A 21,915-nucleotide genomic window follows, 5' to 3' on the forward strand; every position below is an offset into this window, starting at 1 on the left:
GCACGGGTGTACTCCGGTCGGAGGTGATCCTGAGCACCGTGCGGCCGGCGGGCCCGGCAGGCTCTAATCTCGTGCTCAACAGTCCCCGCCACCCGCACGGGGCCTGTCCACACCCGCCGCAACTTACTCAGGAGTCACCACCGTGACCGACGTAACCGGCGCACCTGCTGATGTCCTGCACACCCTGTTCCACTCGGACCAGGGAGGCCATGAGCAAGTCGTGCTCTGCCAGGACCGCGCGAGCGGCCTCAAGGCCGTCATCGCCCTGCACTCCACCGCCCTGGGCCCCGCGCTCGGCGGTACGCGCTTCTACCCGTACGCGACCGAGGCCGAGGCCGTCGCCGACGCGCTGAACCTCGCCCGCGGCATGTCGTACAAGAACGCCATGGCCGGACTCGACCACGGCGGCGGCAAGGCCGTGATCATCGGCGACCCGGAGCGGATCAAGACCGAGGAGCTGCTGCTGGCCTACGGCCGGTTCGTGGCCTCGCTCGGCGGCCGGTACGTCACCGCCTGCGACGTCGGCACGTACGTGGCCGACATGGACGTCGTCGCCCGGGAGTGCCGCTGGACGACCGGCCGCTCCCCGGAGAACGGCGGCGCCGGGGACTCCTCCGTCCTCACCGCCTTCGGCGTCTACCAGGGCATGCGGGCCTCCGCGCAGCACCTGTGGGGCGACCCCACCCTGCGCGGCCGCAAGGTCGGCATCGCCGGCGTCGGCAAGGTCGGCCACCACCTGGTCGAGCACCTGCGGGCGGAGGGCGCCGAGGTCGTGATCACCGATGTGCGCGAGGACGCCGTGGGGCGGATCCTCGCCGCGCACCCCGAGGGCGTCACGGCCGTCGCCGACACCGCCACCCTGATCCGCGTCGAGGGCCTGGACATCTACGCCCCGTGCGCGCTCGGCGGCGCGCTGAACGACGACACGGTCCCGGCGCTGACGGCCAAGGTGGTGTGCGGCGCGGCCAACAACCAGCTCGCCCACCCGGGCGTGGAGAAGGACCTCGCCGACCGCGGGATCCTCTACGCGCCGGACTACGTGGTGAACGCGGGCGGTGTCATCCAGGTGGCCGACGAACTGCACGGCTTCGACTTCGAGCGGTGCAAGGCGAAGGCGGCCGGGATCTACGACACCACGCTCGCCATATTCGCACGTGCGAAGGAAGACGGTATCCCGCCGGCCGCAGCGGCCGACCGGATCGCCGAGCAGCGGATGCACGACGCGGCCGCGGCGCGCCGGGCGCGCTGACTCCGTCCGGGGCGCCGCGCGTCGCACATCCGGCCGGTACCCGCCGGTGGGCAGTTAGAGAGAACTCTCACTTCTCCCGGCGGGTCGACCGCCGATAAGTGGTTAAAATCGCGGTTGACCAGCGAGGACGGGGCGCCTCGAAGGTCCTGGGCGCGGGCACGTCATGCGGGCGACGTACCGTATGGGCGCGGGCTCAGGTACCGTGGAAGCCCTACGGACCGGTCTCTCCGCGGAGAGTCCGTGCCGGACCATGAACGCGTGTCAAGACTCTGGGGCCGTCGAGCCCCGTCGTTGAGGGGGTCGAGCCATGGGGCGCGGCCGGGCCAAGGCCAAGCAGACGAAGGTCGCCCGCCAGCTGAAGTACAACAGCGGTGGGACTGACCTCTCACGCCTGGCCGAGGAGCTGGGTGCATCGCCTTCGAATCCGCAGCCGCCTAACGGCGAGCCGTTCGAAGACGATGAGGACGACGACCTGTACGCACGGTACGCCGACCTCTACGAGGACGACGACGACGAGGACGACCAGTCCCCGCAGCATCGTCGCGGCGCTTGACCTTGCACTGAGCACAAACCCGGTCGGTGACCCCGGTCACCGACCGGGTTCTGTGCTGCGCGCAAGGTGACGACCGTGTCTCAGCTCGCGTAGTCACCGATCAGGGCGGCACCCGTGGGGTGCTCGCCCCGTTCCGTGATCTCGCCTGCGACCCAGGCGTCCACGCCACGGTCGGCGAGGGTCGCCAGGGCCACCTCGGTGGACTCCTGGGGGACGACGGCGATCATGCCCACGCCCATGTTCAGGGTCTTCTCGAGCTCCAGGCGCTCGACGCTGCCCGTACGGCCGACCAGGTCGAAGATCGGGTCGGGCGTCCAGGTGGAGCGGTCCACGATCGCGTGCAGTTCGTCGGGCACGACCCGGGCGAGGTTGGCCGCGAGTCCGCCGCCGGTGACATGGCTGAAGGCGTGCACCTCGGTGGTGCGCATCAGGGCCAGGCAGTCCAGCGAGTAGATCTTCGTCGGTTCCAGCAGCTCCTCGCCGAGGGTGCGGCCGAGCTCCTCGATGTGCGCGTCCAGGGCGAGTCCGGCCTGGTTCAGCAGGACGTGGCGGACGAGCGAGTACCCGTTCGAGTGAAGACCAGAGGACGCCATGGCGATGACCGCGTCACCCGTACGGATGCGATCCGCGCCCAGCAGCCGGTCGGCCTCCACGACGCCCGTGCCGGCGCCGGCGACGTCGAAGTCGTCCTCGCCGAGCAGGCCCGGGTGCTCGGCCGTCTCGCCGCCGACCAGGGCGCACCCGGCCAGCACACAGCCCTCGGCGATGCCCTTGACGATGGCGGCGACCCGCTCGGGGTGGACCTTGCCGACGCAGATGTAGTCGGTCATGAACAGCGGCTCGGCGCCGCACACCACGATGTCGTCCATGACCATCGCGACCAGGTCGTGGCCGATGGTGTCGTAGACGCCCAGCTGCCGGGCGATGTCGACCTTGGTGCCGACGCCGTCGGTGGCGGAGGCGAGCAGGGGGCGCTCGTAGTTCTTGAGGGCGGAGGCGTCGAAGAGGCCGGCGAAGCCGCCGAGGCCGCCGAGGACCTCGGGGCGCTGGGCCTTCTTCACCCACTCCTTCATCAGTTCGACGGCGCGGTCGCCGGCTTCGATGTCGACGCCCGCGGCTGCGTAGCTGGCGCCGCCTTCGGCAATGGGTTTCTCGGACATGGCTAAAGAGAACCTTCGTGTCGTACGGCGGGGAGGACGGGCCGTCTAGGGACGGCGGATCGCGTCGGCGGCGGCCGTGGCGGCCGGGCCGGCGGCCAGCTCCGTCTCCAGCAGCTGCTTGCCGAGCAGCTCGGGGTCCGGGAGCTCCATCGGGTACTCGCCGTCGAAGCAGGCGCGGCACAGGTTCGGCTTGGCGATGGTGGTCGCCTCGATCATGCCGTCGATGGAGATGTAGGCCAGGGAGTCGGCGCCCAGGGAGGTGCCGATCTCGTCGATGGTCATGCCGTTGGCGATGAGCTCGGCGCGGGTGGCGAAGTCGATGCCGAAGAAGCAGGGCCACTTCACGGGCGGCGAGGAGATCCGGATGTGGACCTCGGCGGCGCCCGCCTCGCGGAGCATGCGGACCAGGGCGCGCTGCGTGTTGCCGCGCACGATCGAGTCGTCGACGACGACCAGGCGCTTGCCCTTGATGACTTCCTTCAGCGGGTTCAGCTTCAGGCGGATGCCCAGCTGGCGGATGGTCTGCGAGGGCTGGATGAAGGTCCGGCCCACGTAGGCGTTCTTGACCAGTCCGGCGCCGAACGGGATGCCGGAGGCCTCCGCGTAGCCGATGGCGGCGGGGGTGCCGGACTCCGGGGTCGCTATGACCAGGTCGGCCTCGACCGGGGCCTCCTTCGCCAGCTTGCGGCCCATCTCCACGCGGGAGAGGTACACGTTCCGGCCGGCGATGTCGGTGTCCGGGCGGGCGAGGTAGACGTACTCGAAGACGCAGCCCTTGGGCTTCGCTTCCGCGAATCGGGAGGTGCGCAGGCCGTTCTCGTCGATGGCGACGAACTCGCCCGGCTCGATCTCGCGGACGTAGGACGCGCCGCAGATGTCGAGGGCGGCGGACTCGGAGGCGACGACCCAGCCGCGCTCCAGCCGGCCGAGGACCAGCGGGCGGATGCCCTGCGGGTCGCGGGCCGCGTACAGAGTGTGCTCGTCCATGAAGACGAGGGAGAAGGCGCCCCGGACCTGCGGGAGGACGCTGTGGGCGGCCTCCTCGATGGTCAGCGGCTTGCCGTCCTCGTCCGTCTGGGCCGCGAGGAGCGCGGTGAGCAGGTCGGTGTCGTTGGTCGCCGCGACGCGCGGGGTGCGGCCGCCCTCCTGCTTGGGCAGGTCGGCGACCATCTCGGCGAGCTGGGCGGTGTTGACGAGGTTGCCGTTGTGGCCGAGCGCGATAGAGCCGTGCCCGGTGGCACGGAACGTCGGCTGGGCGTTCTCCCAGACGGAGGCACCGGTGGTCGAGTAGCGGGCGTGTCCGACCGCGATGTGACCCTGGAGCGAGCCGAGGGAGGTCTCGTCGAAGACCTGGGAGACCAGGCCCATGTCCTTGAAGACGAGGATCTGTGAGCCGTTGCTGACCGCGATTCCCGCGGATTCCTGGCCTCGATGCTGGAGGGCGTAGAGCCCGAAGTACGTGAGCTTGGCGACCTCTTCGCCCGGAGCCCAGACACCGAAGACGCCGCAAGCGTCCTGGGGGCCCTTCTCGCCGGGGAGCAGGTCGTGGTTGAGTCGTCCGTCACCACGTGGCACGCCACCGAGTGTAGGCGAGGTCGACCGTTGGTCCGAATTGGGGATACCGGACTTTCCGGGGGATCACCGCTCGGCCACGGCTCGCACACGCGTACCGTTTTCGCTGGTCAGCGTCAGAGTTCGGTGATCGACTCCGTACTTCAGCCTCCCGTCGAAAAGTCGCAGCAGGGTCTTCTCGGCGGCCATGAGTGAGTCTTCGCACATCATTCGGGTCGTGGCCGGGGGGCCGAGGGTGATATGGCCGTCGCGGACCGTGGCCCTGGCGTTCACCTTGTTGCAGCCCAGGCGGCCGGCGACGGTGCCCTTCTCCTCGTCGAAGGTGAGGTGGGCACGGCCGTCGGCCCGGGGGCTGGTGACGGTCCACCGGGTGCCGCTCAGCCGCGCGTCCTTCGCCTTGGTCAGCCGGACGGTCTCGCCCCGGTCGGTGGTGAGGGTGAGGCGGTCGCCGTCCACCCGGGCCCGGAACTCGTGGCCGGAGAGCGTGCGCGCGAGGGTCTCCTCGAACGCCATGGGCGTGTCCTCGCAGGCCATCTCCGTGGCCATGGTCCTGCCGAGCCGGACGCGGTCGCCGTCGACGGTGGCGTCGGCGCCGAAGGTGTTGCAGCCGAGGCTGCCCTCGGCCCGGCCGTCGGCGAGGGTCACGTGGGCGCCGGCGGGGGCCTGGTGAGTCTTCCCGCCGGCGGTGACGCTGTCCACGCTCCACCGCACGCCGGTGACCGGCCGCTCGGCGCCGGCCGCGCCGCTGCCGCCGTCCGCCTTCTCGCTGCCGCAGGCCGCCATGAGCGGGACGAGCATGGCGGCGGCCGTCAGGGTCATGCGCTGCTTCTGCCTGTCCATGCCCCTTCGACGGGACACCCGGGGGGATCGGTTCCCCTCAGGTCATCAGGGGCAGGTGGACGGACAGGTCCGCCCGCTCTCCGCTCGCCCTGACCTCGGCGTTCCGCACGGCCCGGGCCCAGGTCAGCCGCCCGGTCGCCAGCCGGATCCAGGTCAGCGGGTCCGTCTCGACGACGTTGGGCGGGGTGCCCCGGGTGTGCCGCGGGCCCTCCACGCACTGCACCACCGCGTACGGCGGCACCCGCACCTCCGTCGAACCGCCGGGCGCCTTCACGGCGAGGGCGTCGGCCAGCAGCCGGGTGCAGGCGGCCAGGGCCTGCCGGTCGTAGGGGACGTCCAGACCGGGGACGGCGGCGTTGAGGTCGTCGGTGTGGACGACGAGCTCGACGGTGCGGGTGACCAGGTAGTCGGCGAGCGGCAGGGCGCCGGCGCCGGTGGCGAGGAGCCGGGTGCCGGGGTGGGCGGCGAGGTCAGCGGTGAAGCGTTCCTCGGCGGCGGCCAGGTAGGCGACCGGGTCCGGGTGGCGCTCGGCCAGTTCGCGGGCGTACGCGGCGATGTCCGGGGCATCGGCCGCGATCGAGAACGGCCAGTCGAGCAGGGCGGCGTCCTGCCGGGCCGGCTCGGGCAGGTCCACCAGGCGGGACACGGCCCGCAGGATCATCCCGGCGTGCGCCACCAGGTCCCGGACCGTCCAGTCGCCGAGCCGGGTGGGCAGGGCGAGCTGCTCGGGCGTGAGCCCGGCGACGGCGGTGCGTACGTGCCCGAACTGGGCGAGCACGGCCGCCCGGATCTTGGCGGGGTCGTAGCTGCGGGGGCGTTTCCTGGCCGGAGGCATGGGGGTCAGCCTAGGGCGGGTGTCGCGGCGGGCGCTTCGAAGGTCTCCCCGTTGCGGGGGACGCCGATGCCGCGCCAGGTGAAGGGGACGCCCCGGGCCGCGTCCGGGTCGGGGGCGTCCATCAGCTGGAAGTGCAGGTGCGGCTCGGAGGAGTTGCCGGAGTTGCCGCAGCGGGCGATCAGCTGCCCGGCGCGGACCCGGTCGCCCTCCCGGACGGTGAGGCTGCCGCGCCGCAGGTGGGCGTAGGCGGCGTAGGTGCCGTCGCCGAGGTCGAGGACGACGTGGTTGCCGAGGATGCGGCCCGTTCCGGCCAGTTCGCGCACCGAGCCCTCGACCAGCATCAGGTAAGCCAGCCCGGGCAGGGAGGTGCGGCTCAGGTGATCGCGCTGCCCGTCGGCGGCCCGTACGACCGTGGCGTCGGCGACCGCGAGGACCGGGGCGTCGTGGGCGGGGAAGTCCTGGGGGCGGCGGGCGAGCGGCCACAGCCGGCGGAAGGCGGGGCGGGCCCCCGGTACGGGTTCGGCCACGATGTCGATGGCGTAGGTCTGGCCGTGGGCGTGGATGCCGTGGCTCGGGGTGCGGTCGGCGGGGCTGTTCAGCGCGGACCAGCGGCCGGTGACGGGTGGGGCGACCGCGACGGGCGGACGGGCCACCCGGGGGCTGTCCGGGGCGCCGCCCCACCGGTTGGCGACGGTGAGAACGGCGTACGCGAGCAGCAGCGGCAGCAGGTTCCACAGGACCGGATGGCTCCAGTCCAGGCAGACGTGGGCGGTCACCAACCCGAGGAAGAGCAGCTGGAGAACGCGGAAGGTGATCATCCCGAGCTTGCGTACGGACATCCCGTTTCCCCCTGTCTGTGCGTCTACGGGCGGGCCGTCGCCAGTGCCACCAGCAGCGGGACGACCCGGGCCGGCGGGATCTCGTAGCGGCCGCGGCCGGTCGTGTGCAGCCAGCCCGTGCCGGTGAGCCGGCTCAGGTGGTGGTAGATCTGGCCGGTCGTGCCGACCTCGTCCAGCTCGGCGAGTTCGGCGGCGGTGCGGCGGCCGCCGATGATCTCGCGCAGCAGCCGGAGCCGGACGGGGTGGCCGAGGGCCGCGAAGGACTCGGCGGCCACGGTCCCGTCGGCGTCCAGGAGGTCCTCGGTGAGGGCCGTGAGCTGCCAGGCGTACTCCTCGCCGGTCGGCAGCCGTACCGAGCCGGTGTAGAGGACGCCTCCGTCGGCGACCCCCGCGCCGGAGAGCTGCTCCTTGAGCCCGTTCAGGGCCCAGAAGTCGCCGCCTTCGGCACGGGGGCCGGTGCGCCGCTCGCCCTCCAGTGCCGCCAGACGGCGTTCGAGGTCGGCGACGCGCTGTTCCAGATCCACGTCTTCGAGATTACGGAAGTACGTAATTCCGTGCAAGGGTGTGCTGGCGGAAAAGCCGTCCGCACAGGGCGAAGCCCCCGCCCGGAGGGACCGGACGGGGGCTTCGGAGCCGTCGCCTACGCCAGCAGCGCCGGGATCGTGCTCTCGTGCGCCTCGCGCAGCTCGTCCAGGGTGAGCGCGAACTCGCCCTGCACCTCGACCGTGTCGCCGTCGACGACACCGATGCGGGTGGCCGGGAGGCCCCGGGCGCCGCACATGTCGGTGAAGCGGAGCTCCTCGGAACGCGGCACGGCCACGATCGCGCGGCCCGCCGACTCGGAGAACAGGAAGGTGAAGGCGTCCAGACCGTCCGGGACGATCAGCCGGGCGCCCTTGCCGCCCAGCAGGGCCGACTCGACGACCGCCTGGATCAGACCGCCGTCGGACAGGTCGTGCGCGGAGTCGATCATGCCGTCGCGGGAGGCGGAGATCAGGATCTCGGCCAGCAGCCGCTCGCGCTCCAGGTCGACCGTGGGCGGCAGGCCGCCGAGGTGGTCGTGGATCACCTGGGACCAGGCCGAGCCGCCGAACTCCTCGCGCGTGTCGCCGAGGAGGTAGAGCAGCTGGCCCTCCTCCTGGAAGGCGACCGGGGTGCGGCGGGCCACGTCGTCGATGACGCCGAGCACCGCGACCACCGGGGTCGGGTGGATGGCGGCCTCGCCCGTCTGGTTGTAGAGCGAGACGTTGCCGCCGGTCACCGGGGTGCCGAGCTGCTGGCAGGCGTCGGCGAGACCGCGCACGGCCTCGGCGAACTGCCACATCACCGCCGGGTCCTCGGGCGAGCCGAAGTTCAGGCAGTCGGAGACGGCCAGCGGCTTGGCGCCGGTGGTGGCGACGTTGCGGTACGCCTCCGCCAGGGCCAGCTGCGCGCCGTGGTACGGGTCGAGCTTGGCGTACCGGCCGTTGCCGTCGGTGGCGATGGCCACGCCGAGGCCGGTCTCCTCGTCGATCCGGATCATGCCGGAGTCCTCGGGCTGGGCGAGGACGGTGTTGCCCTGCACGAAGTGGTCGTACTGGCTGGTGATCCAGGACTTGGAGGCCTGGTTCGGCGAGGAGACCAGCTTCAGGACCTGGTCCTTCAGCTCCTCGGACGTCTCCGGCCGGGGCAGCTTGTTCGCGTCGTCGGCCTGCAGCTCGTCCTGCCAGGACGGGCGGGCGTAGGGGCGCTCGTAGACCGGGCCCTCGTGGGCGACCGTGCGCGGGTCGACGTCGACGATCTTGCCGCCGTGCCAGTAGATCTCCAGGCGGTCGCCGTCGGTCACCTCACCGATGACGGTGGCGATGACGTCCCACTTCGCGCAGATCTCCAGGAAGCGGTCGACCTTCTCCGGCTCGACGACCGCGCACATGCGCTCCTGCGACTCGCTCATGAGGATCTCCTCGGGCGAGAGCGTGGAGTCGCGCAGCGGGACGTCGTCCAGGGTGACGCGCATGCCGCCGGAGCCGTTGGACGCCAACTCGCTGGTGGCACAGGACAGTCCGGCCGCGCCGAGGTCCTGGATGCCGACGACCAGCTTCTCCCGGAACGCCTCCAGGGTGCACTCGATGAGGAGCTTCTCCTGGAAGGGGTCGCCGACCTGGACGGCCGGGCGCTTGGAGGGCTTGGCGTCGTCGAAGGTCTCCGAGGCCAGGATCGAGGCGCCGCCGATGCCGTCGCCGCCGGTCCGGGCCCCGTAGAGGATGACCTTGTTGCCGGCGCCGGAGGCCTTGGCGAGGTGGATGTCCTCGTGCCGCATGACGCCGATGGCACCGGCGTTGACCAGCGGGTTGCCCTGGTAGCAGGCGTCGAAGACGACCTCGCCGCCGATGTTGGGCAGGCCCAGGCAGTTGCCGTAGCCGCCGATGCCCGCGACGACGCCCGGCAGGACGCGCTTGGTGTCGGGGTGGTCGGCGGCGCCGAAGCGCAGCGGGTCGACGACCGCGACCGGGCGGGCGCCCATGGCGATGATGTCGCGGACGATGCCGCCGACACCGGTGGCCGCGCCCTGGTAGGGCTCGACGTACGACGGGTGGTTGTGCGACTCGACCTTGAAGGTGACCGCGTAGCCCTGGCCGACGTCGACCACACCGGCGTTCTCGCCGATGCCGACGAGCAGGGCGTCGGAGTCGGGCGCCTTCTCGCCGAACTGGCGCAGGTGCACCTTGCTGCTCTTGTAGGAGCAGTGCTCCGACCACATCACCGAGTACATGGCGAGTTCGGCCCCGGTGGGCCGGCGGCCGAGGATCTCGACCACGCGCTCGTACTCGTCCTTCTTCAGGCCCAGTTCGGCCCAGGGCAGCTCGACGTCGGGGGTCGCGGCCGCGTGCTCGACCGTGTCCAGAGGCGTCCGGCTCATGCGTTGACCAGCTTCTTGAGGATCGAGGTGAAGAACGGGAGGCCGTCGGTGCGGCCGGTGCCGATCAGCGGCTCGACGGCGTGCTCGGGGTGCGGCATGAGGCCGACCACGTTGCCGGCCTCGTTGGTGACGCCGGCGATGTCCCGCTGCGAGCCGTTGGGGTTGAAGTCCAGGTAGCGGAAGGCGACGCGGCCCTCGGCCTCCAGCTGGTCGAGCGTGTACGCGTCGGCGACGTACTGCCCGTCGTTGTTCTTCAGCGGGATGTGGATCTCCTGGCCGGCCGTGTAGTCGGTGGTCCAGGCGGTCTCGGCGTTCTCCACGCGCAGCTTCTGGTCGCGGCAGATGAAGTGCAGGTGGTCGTTGCGCAGCATCGTGCCGGGCAGCAGGTGCGCCTCGGTGAGGATCTGGAAGCCGTTGCAGATGCCGAGCACCGGAAGGCCGGCCTTCGCCTGCTCCAGCAGGGGCTCCATCACCGGCGAGAAACGGGCGATGGCCCCGGCGCGCAGATAGTCGCCGTAGGAGAATCCACCGCACAGCACCACGGCGTCGACCTGCTTGAGGTCCTTGTCCTTGTGCCAGAGCGCGACGGGCTCGGCGCCCGCGAGCCGGATCGCACGCTGCGTGTCCCGGTCGTCGAGCGAACCCGGGAAAGTGACCACGCCGATACGAGCGGTCACTTCACGGCCTCCGCGACTTCCTCGACCCGGACCGTGAAGTCCTCGATCACGGTGTTCGCGAGGAAGGACTCCGCAAGATCGTGAATGCGGGCGAGGGCGGCCTCGTCGACCGGCCCGTCAACTTCCAGTTCGAAACGCTTTCCCTGGCGGACGTCCGAGATCCCTTCGAAACCCAGCCGCGGCAGTGCGCGCTGCACCGCCTGGCCCTGGGGGTCGAGGATCTCCGGCTTGAGCATGACGTCGACTACGACGCGTGCCACTGGCACTCCCGGTGTGTGGTGCTGAGCAGGTTCCTTCAGACTACCCGCACAAAATTTCTACGCGCGTCGACTTGGAGGAAGCTACGTGACCGTCATCACGATCCGGCATCGACGAGCGCGCACGTGAAAATTTCCGGGAAAGATTCCCGATCGACACCCGAAACCTATTGCGCCCGCCCGTCTCCCGCCCCCACCCTTCCATCGAAGTCGCTCCGCTCCCCCTTGATTTTTGAGACGCAAAAGGATTTAGTCAGCTCCACTACGCATTGCCGGGCACTGTGAAAATGAATTGGCAAGTGCCGCAAGAAGGGACCGATATTCGTGGCGCAGAAGGTCGTGGTCACTCTCTTTGACGACATCGACGGCTCGGAAGCGACGGAAACGATCGCCTTCGGACTGGACGGCAGGTCGTACGAGATCGACCTGAGCGAGGTCAATGCCGGCGAACTGCGGAAGGCGCTCGCGCCCTACGTGGAGGCCGGCCGCAAGCGGTCCCGCTCGGGCAAGGCGTACCGGCAGACGGAGGTCGCGCCCGACCCCTCGGCGGTGCGCGCCTGGGCCCAGGCCAACCGGATGGAGGTTCCCGCGCGCGGGCGCATCCCCAAGCGGGTCTACGAGGCGTTCAGCGCCGCGCAGTGACGGGCCTGCCGGGCCCGCGCCGACGACCGGTCACCGGCCCCTCGCGGCAACCGACTTGCGCAGCACCCCCGCTGATCAGCTAGAGTCTGGAGCACGCCGAGGGGCACGGCCGAAAGGCCCAGCTCACGGAACGTGCGGGTGTAGTTCAGTAGTAGAACATCCCCCTTCCAGGGGGAAGGCGCAGTGTGCGATTCCTGTCACCCGCTCTGCACCGCCGTACCGACCACCGATGTGGATCAGGTAGGCTGGTGCCCGCACCGGTCAGTGAGAGCTGGTCGGGAGCAATGCGGACGTAGCTCAGTTGGTAGAGCGCAACCTTGCCAAGGTTGAGGTCGCGAGTTCGAGCCTCGTCGTCCGCTCGGGAATGAGACCCCGGTCCTGATGGACCGGGGTCTTTTCGTTTCCCCGGCACCTCCGCGGATCCGCTGACATTTGTCATGCCGAGTGATGACAGCGCGCACTGCTCCGGGCCCGGTGCGGACGGAACCCTGGAAGCATGGAAACCAACGGACACGAACACGTGATTGAGGTCACTGACCTGCGGCGTGTGTACGGGGGCGGGTTCGAGGCAGTACGCGGAATCAGCTTTTCCGTCCGGCGCGGGGAGATCTTCGCGCTGCTCGGCACCAACGGCGCCGGCAAGACGTCGACCGTCGAACTGCTGGAAGGGCTCGCCCCGCCCGCGGACGGCCGGGTGCGGGTCCTCGGACACGACCCGTACACCGAGCGGGCCGCCGTACGCCCCCGCACCGGTGTGATGCTCCAGGAGGGCGGCTTCCCGTCCGAGCTGACCGTCGCGGAGACCGCGCGGATGTGGGCGGGGTGCGTGAGCGGGGCCCGGCCGCCGGCGGAGGTGCTGGCCCTGGTCGGACTGGAGTCGAAGGCCGGCACCCGGGTCAAGCAGCTCTCGGGCGGGCAGCGGCGCCGGCTGGACCTGGCGCTCGCCCTGCTCGGCGATCCCGAGGTGCTGTTCCTGGACGAGCCGAGCACCGGCCTGGACGCCGAAGGCCGCCACGACACCTGGGAGTTGGTGAGCGCGCTGCGCGACGGCGGTACGACCGTGCTGCTGACCACGCACTACCTGGAGGAGGCCGAGCAGCTCGCCGACCGGCTGGCGATCATGCACGAGGGGCGCATCGCCGCCACCGGCACCCCCGCCGAGGTCACCGCGGCGGAGCCCTCGCGGATCTCCTTCGAGCTGCCCGACGGCTACTTCGTCGGCGACCTTCCGCCGCTCGGCGAACTGGGCGTGGCCGGGCACGAGACCGACGGCCGGACGGTCCGGCTGCGCACCCACGAACTGCAGCGGACCGCCACCGGCCTGCTGCTGTGGGCCGACCGGGCCCGCGTCGAGCTGCGCCGCCTGGACGTGCGGTCGGCGTCCCTGGAGGAGGCCTTCCTCGGGATCGCCAGGGAGGCCTCCGCCGAGCGGGCCACCACCACGAAGGAGTACGCGGCATGAGCACCGTCCCCACCACGCCCCGCCCCGCGGCGACCACCGCCATGAGCCGGATGACGGCCCTGGCCCGCGCCGAACTGACCCTTCTGGGACGGACCCGGGGCGCCCTGGTCGCCGCGCTGTTCGTGCCGCTGGTGCTGCCGGTCAGCGCCTCGCAGGCGGCCCGGGAGATGGACCTCGCCGAGGCCGGGCTGGACACCGGCACCTTCGTGCTGCCCGCCGCGATCGGCTTCTCCCTGCTCTTCGCCGTCTACTCGGTGCTCGTCGGCACCTTCGTCGTCCGGCGGGAGGAACTCGTCCTCAAGCGGCTGCGCACCGGTGAGCTGCGCGACGGCGAGATCCTGGCCGGAGCGGCCCTGCCGGCCGTCCTCACCGGACTCGCGCAGAGTCTGCTGCTGGCCGCGGGCTGCACCGTGCTGCTGGACGTGGCCGCGCCGTCCGCGCCCCACTTCGCCGTCCTGGGACTGCTCTTGGGACTGGTGCTGTGCGCCGCCCTCGCCGCGGCCACCGCGAGCTTCACCCGGACGGGCGAGAGCGCGCAGGTCACGCCGATGCCGCTGATGATGGTCTCGATGGTCGGCTCCGGGATGTTCGTCCCGCTGGAGCTGCTGCCGGACCGGGTGGCCTCCGTGTGCGAGCTGCTGCCGCTGACGCCCGTGGTCACCCTGGTGCGCGGCGGCTGGACCGGCGACCTGTCCGCCTACGACGCGCTCGGCGCCGTCGCGGTGGCGGTGGCCTGGACCGCCATCGCCGTGTTTGCTGTACGGCGGAGGTTCTCCTGGGAACCGCGGCGCTGAACGAACGGGGAGTGACGGGCTGATGCGCGGGCCGGGCAGGTGGTGGCGGGGGAAGACGACCCCGGCCAAGGTCGAGACCTACACGCGGGCGTCGTTCCACCTCTTCGCCGTCATGGAGTTCTGCTCCGTCGGGATCACCTCGGCCGTCCCGCTGGGGCCCCGGCTGGGCGGCGCGGTGCTGCTCATGGTCGGCGTGCACGCCGCGGTGTGCTTCGCCACCGTGTCCCGGGCGGTGGACTGGACCCGGGGCCGCAGGCCCCAGCCGGTGGGGCTGCTGTGGACGCTGGCCGCCGTCACCGCCGTGCTCTCCGTCGCCGCCCTGGGCATCGCCGAGCACGGGCCGGGCGGTGACTCCGCCGACACCGCGGCGGGCGGCGTCTTCGGCGTGGTGCTGATCTTCGGTCCCGGCATCATCGCGCTCGGCGTCCGCGACCGGCGGCGCGCCTTCGGCATCGCCGGCGGCTTCGCGCTGGGTGCCGGGATCGTGGCCCTGGCCTTCGGGGCTCCCGCACAGGCCGCACTGGTCACGGCGGTGATCGTGCTGGCCGGCGGCGGGTTCATCGCCTTCACGGCCGTCTTCTCGGTGTGGCTGCTGAACGCCGTCTACGAGCTCGACGAGGCCCGTGAGACCCGGACCCGGCTGGCCGTCGCCGAGGAGCGGCTGCGCTTCGGGCGGGATCTGCACGACGTCATGGGACGCAATCTGGCCGTGATCGCGCTCAAGAGCGAGCTGGCCGCACAGCTGGCCCAGCGGGGGCGGCCGGAGGCGGTGGCGCAGATGGTCGAGGTGCAGCGGCTCGCCCAGGAGTCGCAGCGGGAGGTGCGCGAGGTCGTGCGCGGCTACCGCGAGGCCGACCTCGCGGCGGAACTGGCCGGCGCGCAAGGGGTGCTGGCCGCCGCCGGGATCGACTGCACGGTGAGCGGACGGACCCCGGCGGGGCTGCCGGCCGGGGTGCAGTCGGCCCTGGGGTGGGTGGTGCGGGAGGCCGCGACGAACGTGCTGCGGCACGGGGACGCGCGGCGGTGTGTGGTGCAACTGCAGGTACGGGAGGGGCGGGTGGTGTTGTCCGTGGAGAACGACGGGGTCACCGGGACGGAGAGCGGCGCACCGGGTGCGTCCGGCCCGCCCGGTACGGGGCTGGCCGGGCTGCGGGAGCGGCTGGCGAAGCTCGACGGGACGCTGGAGGCCGGACCGGTCGGCAAGGGCCTGTTCCGGCTGCAGGCGCAGATCGCCCTGCCGTCGGCGGCCGCCCCCGCCGGGTCCGCCGCGCGTGCGGTCGACGAGGTCGGCGGATGACCGCCGTGCGGCCCGTGCGGCTGCTGCTCGCCGACGACGAGCACCTGATCCGGGGGGCGCTCGCCGCGCTGCTGGCGCTGGAGGAGGACCTCATGGTCGTCGCCGAGGCGGCCACCGGGCCGGAGGCGCTGGCGATGGCCCGGGCGCACCGGCCCGACGTCGCCGTGCTCGATCTGCAGATGCCCGGCGCCGATGGTGTGAAGGTCGCCACATCCCTGCGGTCCGAACTGCCCGGCTGCAAGGTGCTCATCGTCACCAGCCACGGGCGGCCCGGGCATCTGAAGCGGGCGCTGGAGGCCGGGGTGCGGGGGTTCGTGCCCAAGACGGTGAGCGCGCAGCGGCTCGCCGAGCTGATCCGCACCGTGCACGCCGGGAACCGTTATGTCGACCCGGAGTTGGCGGCCGACGCCATCGCCGCCGGGGACTCGCCGCTGACCGCCCGGGAGGCCGAGGTGCTGGAACTCGCCGCGGACGGGGCGCCCGTCGCGGAGATCGCCGAGCGGGCCGCGCTGTCGCAGGGGACCGTGCGGAACTACCTGTCGTCGGCCGTGTCGAAGCTCGGGGCGGAAAACCGGCATGCCGCGGTGCGGCTCGCGCGGGAGCGAGGTTGGGTATAGTGGTTCCCGCGCCACGGCGCAGGCGAACGTAGCTCAGTTGGTAGAGCGCAACCTTGCCAAGGTTGAGGTCGCGAGTTCGAACCTCGTCGTTCGCTCCAGCGAGAAGCCCCCCGGTTCCGGCCGGGGGGCTTTGCTGTGTCCGCTTCCGGTTACGACCAGCTGGTGCCGGTCAGGCGCTCGTACGCCTCGACGTACTTGGCGCGGGTGGCCTCGACGACCTGCTCGGGCAGGGCCGGCGGCGGCTGCTCGCTCGCGCGGTCCCAGCCGGACTCCGCCGAGGTCAGCCAGTCGCGCACGAACTGCTTGTCGTACGACGGCTGCGCCCGGCCCGGCTGCCACCGGTCGGCCGGCCAGAAGCGGGAGGAGTCGGCGGTGAGGACCTCGTCGGCCAGGACCAGGGTGTCGCCGTCGAAGCCGAACTCGAACTTGGTGTCGGCGAGGATGATGCCGCGCTCCCGGGCGATGTCCCGGCCCCGCGAGTAGACGGCGAGGGTCGCCTGGCGCAGCTGCGCCGCGGTCTCCGCGCCGACCTGGCGGGCGACCTCCTCGTAGGAGACGTTCTCGTCGTGCTCGCCGACCTCGGCCTTGGTGGCCGGGGTGAAGATGGGGGCGGGCAGCTCGCTGCCGTCGACCAGGCCCTCGGGCAGGGCGAGGCCGCAGACCGTGCGGGTCTCGTTGTACTCGGCCAGGCCCGAGCCGGTGAGGTAGCCGCGGGCCACGCACTCCACCGGGACCATCTTCAGGGACTTGCAGACCAGGGTGCGGCCCTGCCAGTCGGCCGGGGCGCCCGCGGGCGGTTCCGTGCTCAGGACGTGGTTCGGGACCAGGTCGGCGAGCCGGTCGAACCACCACAGGGACAGCTGCGTGAGGATCCGGCCCTTGTCCGGGATCTCGGTCGGCAGCACCCAGTCGTACGCGGAGATGCGGTCGCTGGCGACCATCACGAGGTCGCCCGCCTCGTTGCGGTAGAGCTCGCGCACCTTGCCGGTGTGCAGATGCACCAGGCCCGGAATCTGGAGCGGCTCGGGCTTTTCGACGAATCCGGACACGGTTCCTCCCCGTGGTTCTGTACGAGTGGCTCGATTCTCCCGTACGCGAGCCCGCTCGCCGACAGCGGGTCAGTCGCGTTTGCAGATGCGGTCGAGGAGGTTGGCGGTGGCGCGCTGGACGCGCGCGTCGACGTGGCCGGGGCGGTCCAGGGCCGGGGACCAGGCGAACGTTCCTGCTGCGAAGACCCAGGCGCCGGAGGGGGCGCGGTACAGCGACGTCTCCTGGTGGCGCGGGACGCCCTCCTTGTCGGTGTACGGGGAGTGGGCGAGCAGGACGCGCTCCTCGTGGTCGGGCAGCGGGGTGCGCGGGAAGTAGCGGTCGGCCTCGCCGGCCACCAGGTTCTCGATCTCGTCCCCCTCGTGCGCCCCGGTCGCCTCCCACAGCCAGTGCCCGGCGTTGCGCACGACCAGCGGGTGCGGCTCGGGCACGTGCCCCGCGTACTGGATGCCGAGGAGCTGCTGCTCCGCCCGGTCGATCTCCCGCCACAGCACCGGCTTGCCGGGGCCCTTGCGCTTGCGGCAGGTCAGCAGCCGGTGCGGCACGCCGGACGGGGACGGGCTCAGCTCCACCTGCCAGTACAGGGAGTTGGCGGAGAGGAAGACCAGCGAGGTGCCGGCGTCCCGGGCGGCCTCCACGGTCCGGCGCATCTCGGCCGACCAGTACTCGTCGTGGCCCGGGAAGACCAGGCCCCGGTAGCGGGTGGGGTCGACCCGGCCCGCGTGCAGGTCGCTGGCGTCGGCGTAGGCGATGTCGTAGCCGTAGCGCTCGGCCCAGCGGATGAAGTCGTAGGCGTGCCCCACGTGCAGCGGGAGGCCGGCGCCCGCGTAGGGGCGGTCGAAGGAGACCGTCGTGGCGGCGTCCGCCTCGCCGAGCAGCCGGCCCTGCTCGTCCCAGGCGTGGTAGAGGCTCGCGCCCGTGCGCCCGTCCTCGGGGTAGAGGTTGTAGGCCTGCCAGGTGATGTCGGGCAGGACGAGGAGCAGGTCGGCGGGCTGGTCGTGGCGGACGGTGAACGGCACGTGCGAGCGGTAGCCGTCGGCCGTGGTGAGGACGGCCACGTAGGCGCCGATGTTCCAGTACGACGGGATCTGAAGGCGCCAGGACAGCCACCAGTGGTGGCAGGAGACCGTGCGGTCGGCCGTCAGGGGCGGGGGCTGGACGATGCCGGACAGGCGGGGACTGGTGGTGATCTTGGCGGCGCCGTCTCCGCCGTAGTGGCCGATGCGGTAGATGTCGACGGCGAACTGCTGGGGCGGGTCGACGGTGATGTGGAAGTCGACCGCCTCGCCCGGGGCGACCGCGCCGGTGGAGGTGAAGCCCTTGATCTGGCGGTGGACGTCGTCGGCGGCGCGGGGGCCGCCGGAGCGGGCGCCCTTGCGCGGGCCGTGGGGGCCGTCCTGGTCCACGTACCAGGGGACGATCTGGCCGGTGTCGTCGAAGTACGTCACATTGCCGCGCAGCCACGGGACGGGGCCCTGCCCGAAGGGATCCGTCACGGCGTGCGCCAGTGCTCCGGACTCCCAGCGGCGGATCGGCTCCGAACGCATAGTCGCTTCCCCTCCCCTTCGCCCCCGTGGTGGTCCTGCCGATGTGGTGTGTGGTGTCGTGTGTGGTCCTGTGGGTTTGTCGTATGTCGCACGCTCTTGCCATGCGCGCGAACGGTCCAAGCACATCACATAACGCGCGCACTTCGTCACTGTTCGTTTTGAATTGGCCAGAAGCGGAGGGCAGGGCTCCGGGGGGCGGGAGCCGGGGGCGCGACGGGGTCAGGCGAGGCGGACCGGCTTCTCCGGCCGTATCCCCAGGTCGGCCAGCCAGGCCCGGAGCGGGGTGGCGTCGCCGTCCTCGATCAGGGCGAGGACCTTCGGTGCCAGATCCGGCGTGCGGGTGCCGTCGAGGAGCAGCGTCGGACCGTCCAGCCAGTCCAGGCCGGGTGTCGCGCCGGCGGTGTCCATCGCGGCGCAGCAGACCATGGCCGTGAGGTGGTCGGCGAGCAGGTCGCGGGCCGTGCGCGGGGGCTGGAGGGGGAAGAGGGGGAGCGTGCGGTCGTCCCAGAGGGCGGTGGCGGGGTCGGCGGCCGCGGCGTCGGGGGCCGTGGGGGACGGGCGGGGTGCCGCGGTCTCCTCGCGGGACAGCTCGGCGCTGAGGCGGGCGGCGAGGGCGGCGCTGCGGGGGGTGGTGCCGGAGAGGTCTTCCTCGTCGTCGGTGTCCGTCGTGGGCAGGGCCGGTCCGGCTCCGGTCGCGGGGGCGCCGCCGGCTCCCGCGGCGGGGTCCCCGCCCGGTACCGCGGAGGCGGCGGTGAGGTCCGTCAGGTGGTCCAGGACGCGGGCGAGGGTCGGGGCGCCGGTGCCGGAGGCGGCGGGGCCGGGGGCGGGACGCACGCCCAGCGCGTCCAGGACGCGGTGGAGGCGGGCCGCGTCGATGCGCCACTTGCGGTCCACGACCTCCTCGGGATACTCGCTCCAGTCCACCGGCGACCAGTCGGGTCCCGCCCCCGCCGGTCCGCCGTGGAAGAGGCGGGCGGCGAGCAGGGAGGCGGCCTCGTCGACCGCGCCCGGCTCCTCCAGCAGGTCGCAGGCGGGCCGCTCACCGAGCCGGGACGCGAAACCCTCGGCCAGGCGGTCCCGCCGGGACAGCTCCGTGAGCGCCGCCACGACGCCCGCGTCCAGCCGGGACGGCCAGCGGCCCATCCGCCAGGCGGGCAGGGCCACCCGGGTCAGCAGCCGGTCCCAGCCGGCGTACGCCAGGCCCACCTGCTCCTGGGCGACGATCCGCAGGCCGTAGTCCACCGCCTGGGCGCGCTCGGCGGCCGCGGCCGCCACGCCCCGCTCCATCTCGGCCGCGTGCACCCGGCAGCCGCGCAGCAGCAGCCGGGCCACCCAGCCGACGCCGGCGAGCACCAGCCGCGACACCGGGTCACGGCGGGGCGCCGAGGTCACCGCGACCGCGGCGTCCAGGCCGCGGACGAAGCGCCGGGCGGCGGCTATGTCCGGGTGGGCCGAGGGCCCCGTGCCGGCCACCACCGGGGCGAGGACGGCGCGCAGCTCGCCGACCCGCATCCACCACAGGAACGGGGAGCCGATGACCAGGACCGGGGCGACCGGATGGCGGCGGTGGGCGTGCCGGCCGGCGCCCGCTATGTCCTCGTGCTCCTCCACCGGGGGCGGGCCGTGGGCGCGGTGCGTGCGGTCCTCCAGCCAGCTGTCGCAGTCGGGGGTGAGCGCTATGGCCGAGGGCGCGGGGACGTCGAGGCGGTCGGCGAGGTCGCGCACCATCCGGTACAGATCCGGGGCCGCCTCCTCCGCGATGGCGACCGTCGGGCTCATGGCCGGGCGGGCCCGGGCCACGACCAGGGCGATGCCGGCGGCGGCGAGCAGCACCAGGAGCGCGAGCGGCGTCAGGATCCAGCGGGCGGCGTCCCAGCCGGGACCGGCGAGACGGCCGGTGGGGACGCCCGCGAGCAGGATCACGGCGGCCGCCGCCGGCAGCAGGGCGACGGCCAGCGCCCGGCTGCGGATGCGCAGCACGACGAGCGCCCGGGACCGCGCGGCCTGCGCGCCTGCCTCCACACCCATTCCGGTCACGACCGACCTCACCCCCTCCCCGTTGACCTGACGCTTTCCTTGCTCACTCCCCCACTGTGGCACCCGCCACCGACATCGCAATGCCGGTGGGCCAAGTGCCGGAACGCTTGCGCCGCACCCTAGTTGGGGCCCCGCCCCCCGTCAGCCGGATACGGCATCGGTCACTCGATGGAATGGCTTTGGGGAAAGGTGGCTGACGGACGGCGGGGATCAGGCCTCCGCACACCGCACAGGTCAGGCCCCGGATCCTGAGACGGATCCGGGGCCTGGAAGGTTCATCGGCGCGGAGGGCGTTCCTCCCGCCTCCGACGGCGGTCGCCTACGCGCGCGCCGCCTCGGCGGCGATGTCCGTGCGGTGCTGGGAGCCGTCGAGGCGGATGCGGCCGACGGCGGTGTACGCGCGGTCGCGGGCCTCGGCGAGGTCCTTGCCGGTGGCCGTGACGGACAGGACGCGGCCGCCCGCGCTGACGATCGCGTCCCCGTCGCGCCGGGTTCCGGCGTGCAGCACGTAGGCGTGCGGGGCGTCCTGGGCGGCGACCTCGTCGAGCCCGGTGATGGGGTCGCCGGTGCGCGGGGTGCCGGGGTAGTTGTGCGAGGCGACGACCACGGTCACGGCCGCGTCGTCGCTCCAGCGCAGCGGCTCCAGGTGGGCGAGGTTGCCGGTGGCCGCGGCCATCAGGAGCCCCGCCAGCGGGGTCTTCAGGCGGGCCAGCACGACCTGGGTCTCGGGGTCGCCGAAGCGGGCGTTGAACTCGATCACGCGGACGCCCCGGGAGGTGATCGCGAGACCGGCGTACAGCAGCCCGGTGAACGGCGTGCCGCGGCGGTTCATCTCGTCCACGGTCGGCTGCAGCACGGTCTGCAGCACCTCGTCGACCAGCTTGGGGTCGGCCCACGGCAGCGGGGAGTACGCGCCCATGCCGCCGGTGTTGGGGCCCCGGTCGCCGTCCAGGGCGCGCTTGAAGTCCTGGGCGGGCTGCAGCGGCACGACCGTCTCGCCGTCGGTGACGGCGAACAGGGAGACCTCGGGGCCGTCCAGGTACTCCTCGATGACCACGCGCTCGCACGCGGCCGCGTGCGCCCGGGCCGTCTCCAGGTCGTCCGTGACGACGACGCCCTTGCCGGCCGCGAGCCCGTCGTCCTTCACGACGTACGGAGCGCCGAAGGCGTCGAGGGCCGCGTCGACCTCTTGCTCGGTCGTGCAGACGTACGAGCGGGCCGTGGGCACCTCGGCCGCCGCCATGACCTCCTTGGCGAAGGCCTTGGAGCCCTCCAGCTGCGCCGCCCGGCCGGACGGGCCGAAGACCGGGATGCCGGCCTCGCGCACGGCGTCGGCGACACCGGCGACCAGCGGGGCCTCCGGGCCGACGACCACGAGGTCGGCGCCGAGGCGCTGGGCCAGCTCGGTGACGGCGGCGCCGTCCAGGGCGTCGACCTGGTGCAGCTCGGCGACCTCGGCGATGCCGGCGTTGCCGGGGGCGCAGTGCAGCGCCGTGACGTCGGGGTCGTGGGACAGGGCGTGGCACAGGGCGTGTTCGCGGGCGCCGGTACCGATGACGAGGACCTTCACGGGGGTCAGCCTAACGGGAGG

20 protein-coding genes and 3 tRNA genes are annotated in these 21,915 nt (G+C 72.4%); 10 read left to right on the forward strand and 13 right to left on the reverse strand.

Translation table 11 applies throughout. From position 1 onward, the window contains the following. Positions 1–142 precede the first annotated feature (142 nt). Complete coding sequence (locus ACIGAN_RS32225) at positions 143–1,249, forward strand: Leu/Phe/Val dehydrogenase (protein ID WP_365742423.1); 1,107 nt, start codon at positions 143–145, stop codon at positions 1,247–1,249. 307 nt (positions 1,250–1,556) lie between these two features. Then, a complete protein-coding gene (locus ACIGAN_RS32230) occupies positions 1,557–1,802 on the forward strand; it encodes a DUF3073 domain-containing protein (protein ID WP_365091772.1) in 246 nt (81 codons plus the stop codon). Positions 1,803–1,882: 80 nt separating this feature from the next. Here ACIGAN_RS32230 and purM read toward each other — a convergent pair whose 3' ends face one another. The 9 genes from purM to purS form a co-directional block, all read right to left on the reverse strand. Further along, a complete protein-coding gene (gene purM, locus ACIGAN_RS32235) occupies positions 1,883–2,962 on the reverse strand; it encodes a phosphoribosylformylglycinamidine cyclo-ligase (protein ID WP_365091775.1) in 1,080 nt (359 codons plus the stop codon). Positions 2,963–3,007: 45 nt separating this feature from the next. Beyond that, a complete protein-coding gene (gene purF / locus ACIGAN_RS32240) occupies positions 3,008–4,537 on the reverse strand; it encodes an amidophosphoribosyltransferase (RefSeq protein ID WP_311688302.1) in 1,530 nt (509 codons plus the stop codon). A 63-nt stretch (positions 4,538–4,600) separates the two neighbouring features. Beyond that, positions 4,601–5,374: an META domain-containing protein gene (locus ACIGAN_RS32245; protein ID WP_399862877.1), complete on the reverse strand. Its 774-nt coding sequence runs from the start codon at positions 5,372–5,374 to the stop codon at positions 4,601–4,603. Between the two features lie 37 nt (positions 5,375–5,411). Next, entirely contained in the window at positions 5,412–6,209 is a 798-nt protein-coding gene (locus tag ACIGAN_RS32250; RefSeq protein ID WP_399862879.1) for a maleylpyruvate isomerase family mycothiol-dependent enzyme, read from the reverse strand. Positions 6,210–6,214: 5 nt separating this feature from the next. Continuing rightward, a complete protein-coding gene (locus ACIGAN_RS32255) occupies positions 6,215–7,048 on the reverse strand; it encodes a M23 family metallopeptidase (RefSeq protein WP_399862881.1) in 834 nt (277 codons plus the stop codon). A 23-nt stretch (positions 7,049–7,071) separates the two neighbouring features. Further along, positions 7,072–7,572 (reverse strand): ArsR/SmtB family transcription factor, encoded by a 501-nt coding sequence (locus tag ACIGAN_RS32260; protein WP_365091784.1) that lies wholly within the window; start codon positions 7,570–7,572, stop codon positions 7,072–7,074. 116 nt (positions 7,573–7,688) lie between these two features. Beyond that, positions 7,689–9,947: a phosphoribosylformylglycinamidine synthase subunit PurL gene (purL, locus tag ACIGAN_RS32265; RefSeq protein ID WP_399862883.1), complete on the reverse strand. Its 2,259-nt coding sequence runs from the start codon at positions 9,945–9,947 to the stop codon at positions 7,689–7,691. After that, a complete protein-coding gene (gene purQ, locus ACIGAN_RS32270; protein ID WP_311688296.1) occupies positions 9,944–10,624 on the reverse strand; it encodes a phosphoribosylformylglycinamidine synthase subunit PurQ in 681 nt (226 codons plus the stop codon). Before purQ ends, purL begins: the two co-directional genes overlap by 4 nt. After that, positions 10,621–10,884, reverse strand: coding sequence for a phosphoribosylformylglycinamidine synthase subunit PurS (gene purS / locus ACIGAN_RS32275; RefSeq protein ID WP_010045045.1), 264 nt, complete (start codon positions 10,882–10,884; stop codon positions 10,621–10,623). Before purS ends, purQ begins: the two co-directional genes overlap by 4 nt. Before the next feature lie 321 nt (positions 10,885–11,205). On the opposite strand from purS, the gene ACIGAN_RS32280 reads away from it, so the two are divergent. The 8 genes from ACIGAN_RS32280 (at position 11,206) to ACIGAN_RS32315 (ending at position 15,791) form a co-directional block, all read left to right on the forward strand. Beyond that, positions 11,206–11,523, forward strand: a complete 318-nt coding sequence (locus tag ACIGAN_RS32280) for a histone-like nucleoid-structuring protein Lsr2 (RefSeq protein ID WP_365091789.1) — start codon at positions 11,206–11,208, stop codon at positions 11,521–11,523. 134 nt (positions 11,524–11,657) lie between these two features. Beyond that, a tRNA-Gly gene (locus ACIGAN_RS32285) sits at positions 11,658–11,729 on the forward strand. A gap of 80 nt (positions 11,730–11,809) precedes the next feature. After that, positions 11,810–11,882 (forward strand) — tRNA-Gly (locus tag ACIGAN_RS32290). A 137-nt stretch (positions 11,883–12,019) separates the two neighbouring features. Then, the gene (locus ACIGAN_RS32295) at positions 12,020–12,985 is read left to right on the forward strand and encodes an ABC transporter ATP-binding protein (RefSeq protein WP_365742435.1); all 966 of its coding nucleotides are present in this window, start codon (positions 12,020–12,022) and stop codon (positions 12,983–12,985) included. Continuing rightward, positions 12,982–13,779 (forward strand): ABC transporter permease, encoded by a 798-nt coding sequence (locus ACIGAN_RS32300; protein WP_365742437.1) that lies wholly within the window; start codon positions 12,982–12,984, stop codon positions 13,777–13,779. Before ACIGAN_RS32295 ends, ACIGAN_RS32300 begins: the two co-directional genes overlap by 4 nt. A 22-nt stretch (positions 13,780–13,801) precedes the next feature. Then, entirely contained in the window at positions 13,802–15,076 is a 1,275-nt protein-coding gene (locus tag ACIGAN_RS32305) for a sensor histidine kinase (protein ID WP_399862885.1), read from the forward strand. Continuing rightward, positions 15,073–15,693, forward strand: coding sequence for a response regulator transcription factor (locus ACIGAN_RS32310; protein ID WP_365091799.1), 621 nt, complete (start codon positions 15,073–15,075; stop codon positions 15,691–15,693). The genes ACIGAN_RS32305 and ACIGAN_RS32310 overlap by 4 nt, the downstream gene beginning before the upstream one ends. 22 nt (positions 15,694–15,715) lie before the next feature. Continuing rightward, positions 15,716–15,791 (forward strand) — tRNA-Gly (locus tag ACIGAN_RS32315). Between the two features lie 51 nt (positions 15,792–15,842). Here the strand turns inward: ACIGAN_RS32315 and ACIGAN_RS32320 are convergent. The 4 genes from ACIGAN_RS32320 to purD all read right to left on the reverse strand — a co-directional run bounded on the left by ACIGAN_RS32320 (position 15,843) and on the right by purD (position 21,894). Continuing rightward, a complete protein-coding gene (locus tag ACIGAN_RS32320) occupies positions 15,843–16,742 on the reverse strand; it encodes a phosphoribosylaminoimidazolesuccinocarboxamide synthase (protein WP_365742440.1) in 900 nt (299 codons plus the stop codon). Positions 16,743–16,811: 69 nt separating this feature from the next. After that, positions 16,812–18,287, reverse strand: a complete 1,476-nt coding sequence (locus ACIGAN_RS32325) for a N,N-dimethylformamidase beta subunit family domain-containing protein (protein ID WP_399862888.1) — start codon at positions 18,285–18,287, stop codon at positions 16,812–16,814. Positions 18,288–18,506: 219 nt separating this feature from the next. Beyond that, the gene (locus ACIGAN_RS32330; protein ID WP_399862941.1) at positions 18,507–20,315 is read right to left on the reverse strand and encodes a hypothetical protein; all 1,809 of its coding nucleotides are present in this window, start codon (positions 20,313–20,315) and stop codon (positions 18,507–18,509) included. 328 nt (positions 20,316–20,643) lie between these two features. Then, positions 20,644–21,894, reverse strand: coding sequence for a phosphoribosylamine--glycine ligase (gene purD / locus ACIGAN_RS32335; protein WP_365742444.1), 1,251 nt, complete (start codon positions 21,892–21,894; stop codon positions 20,644–20,646). Positions 21,895–21,915: the final 21 nt, after the last annotated feature.

It is taken from the genome of Streptomyces sp. NPDC085931 (assembly GCF_044540565.1).
GTDB lineage: Bacteria > Actinomycetota > Actinomycetes > Streptomycetales > Streptomycetaceae > Streptomyces.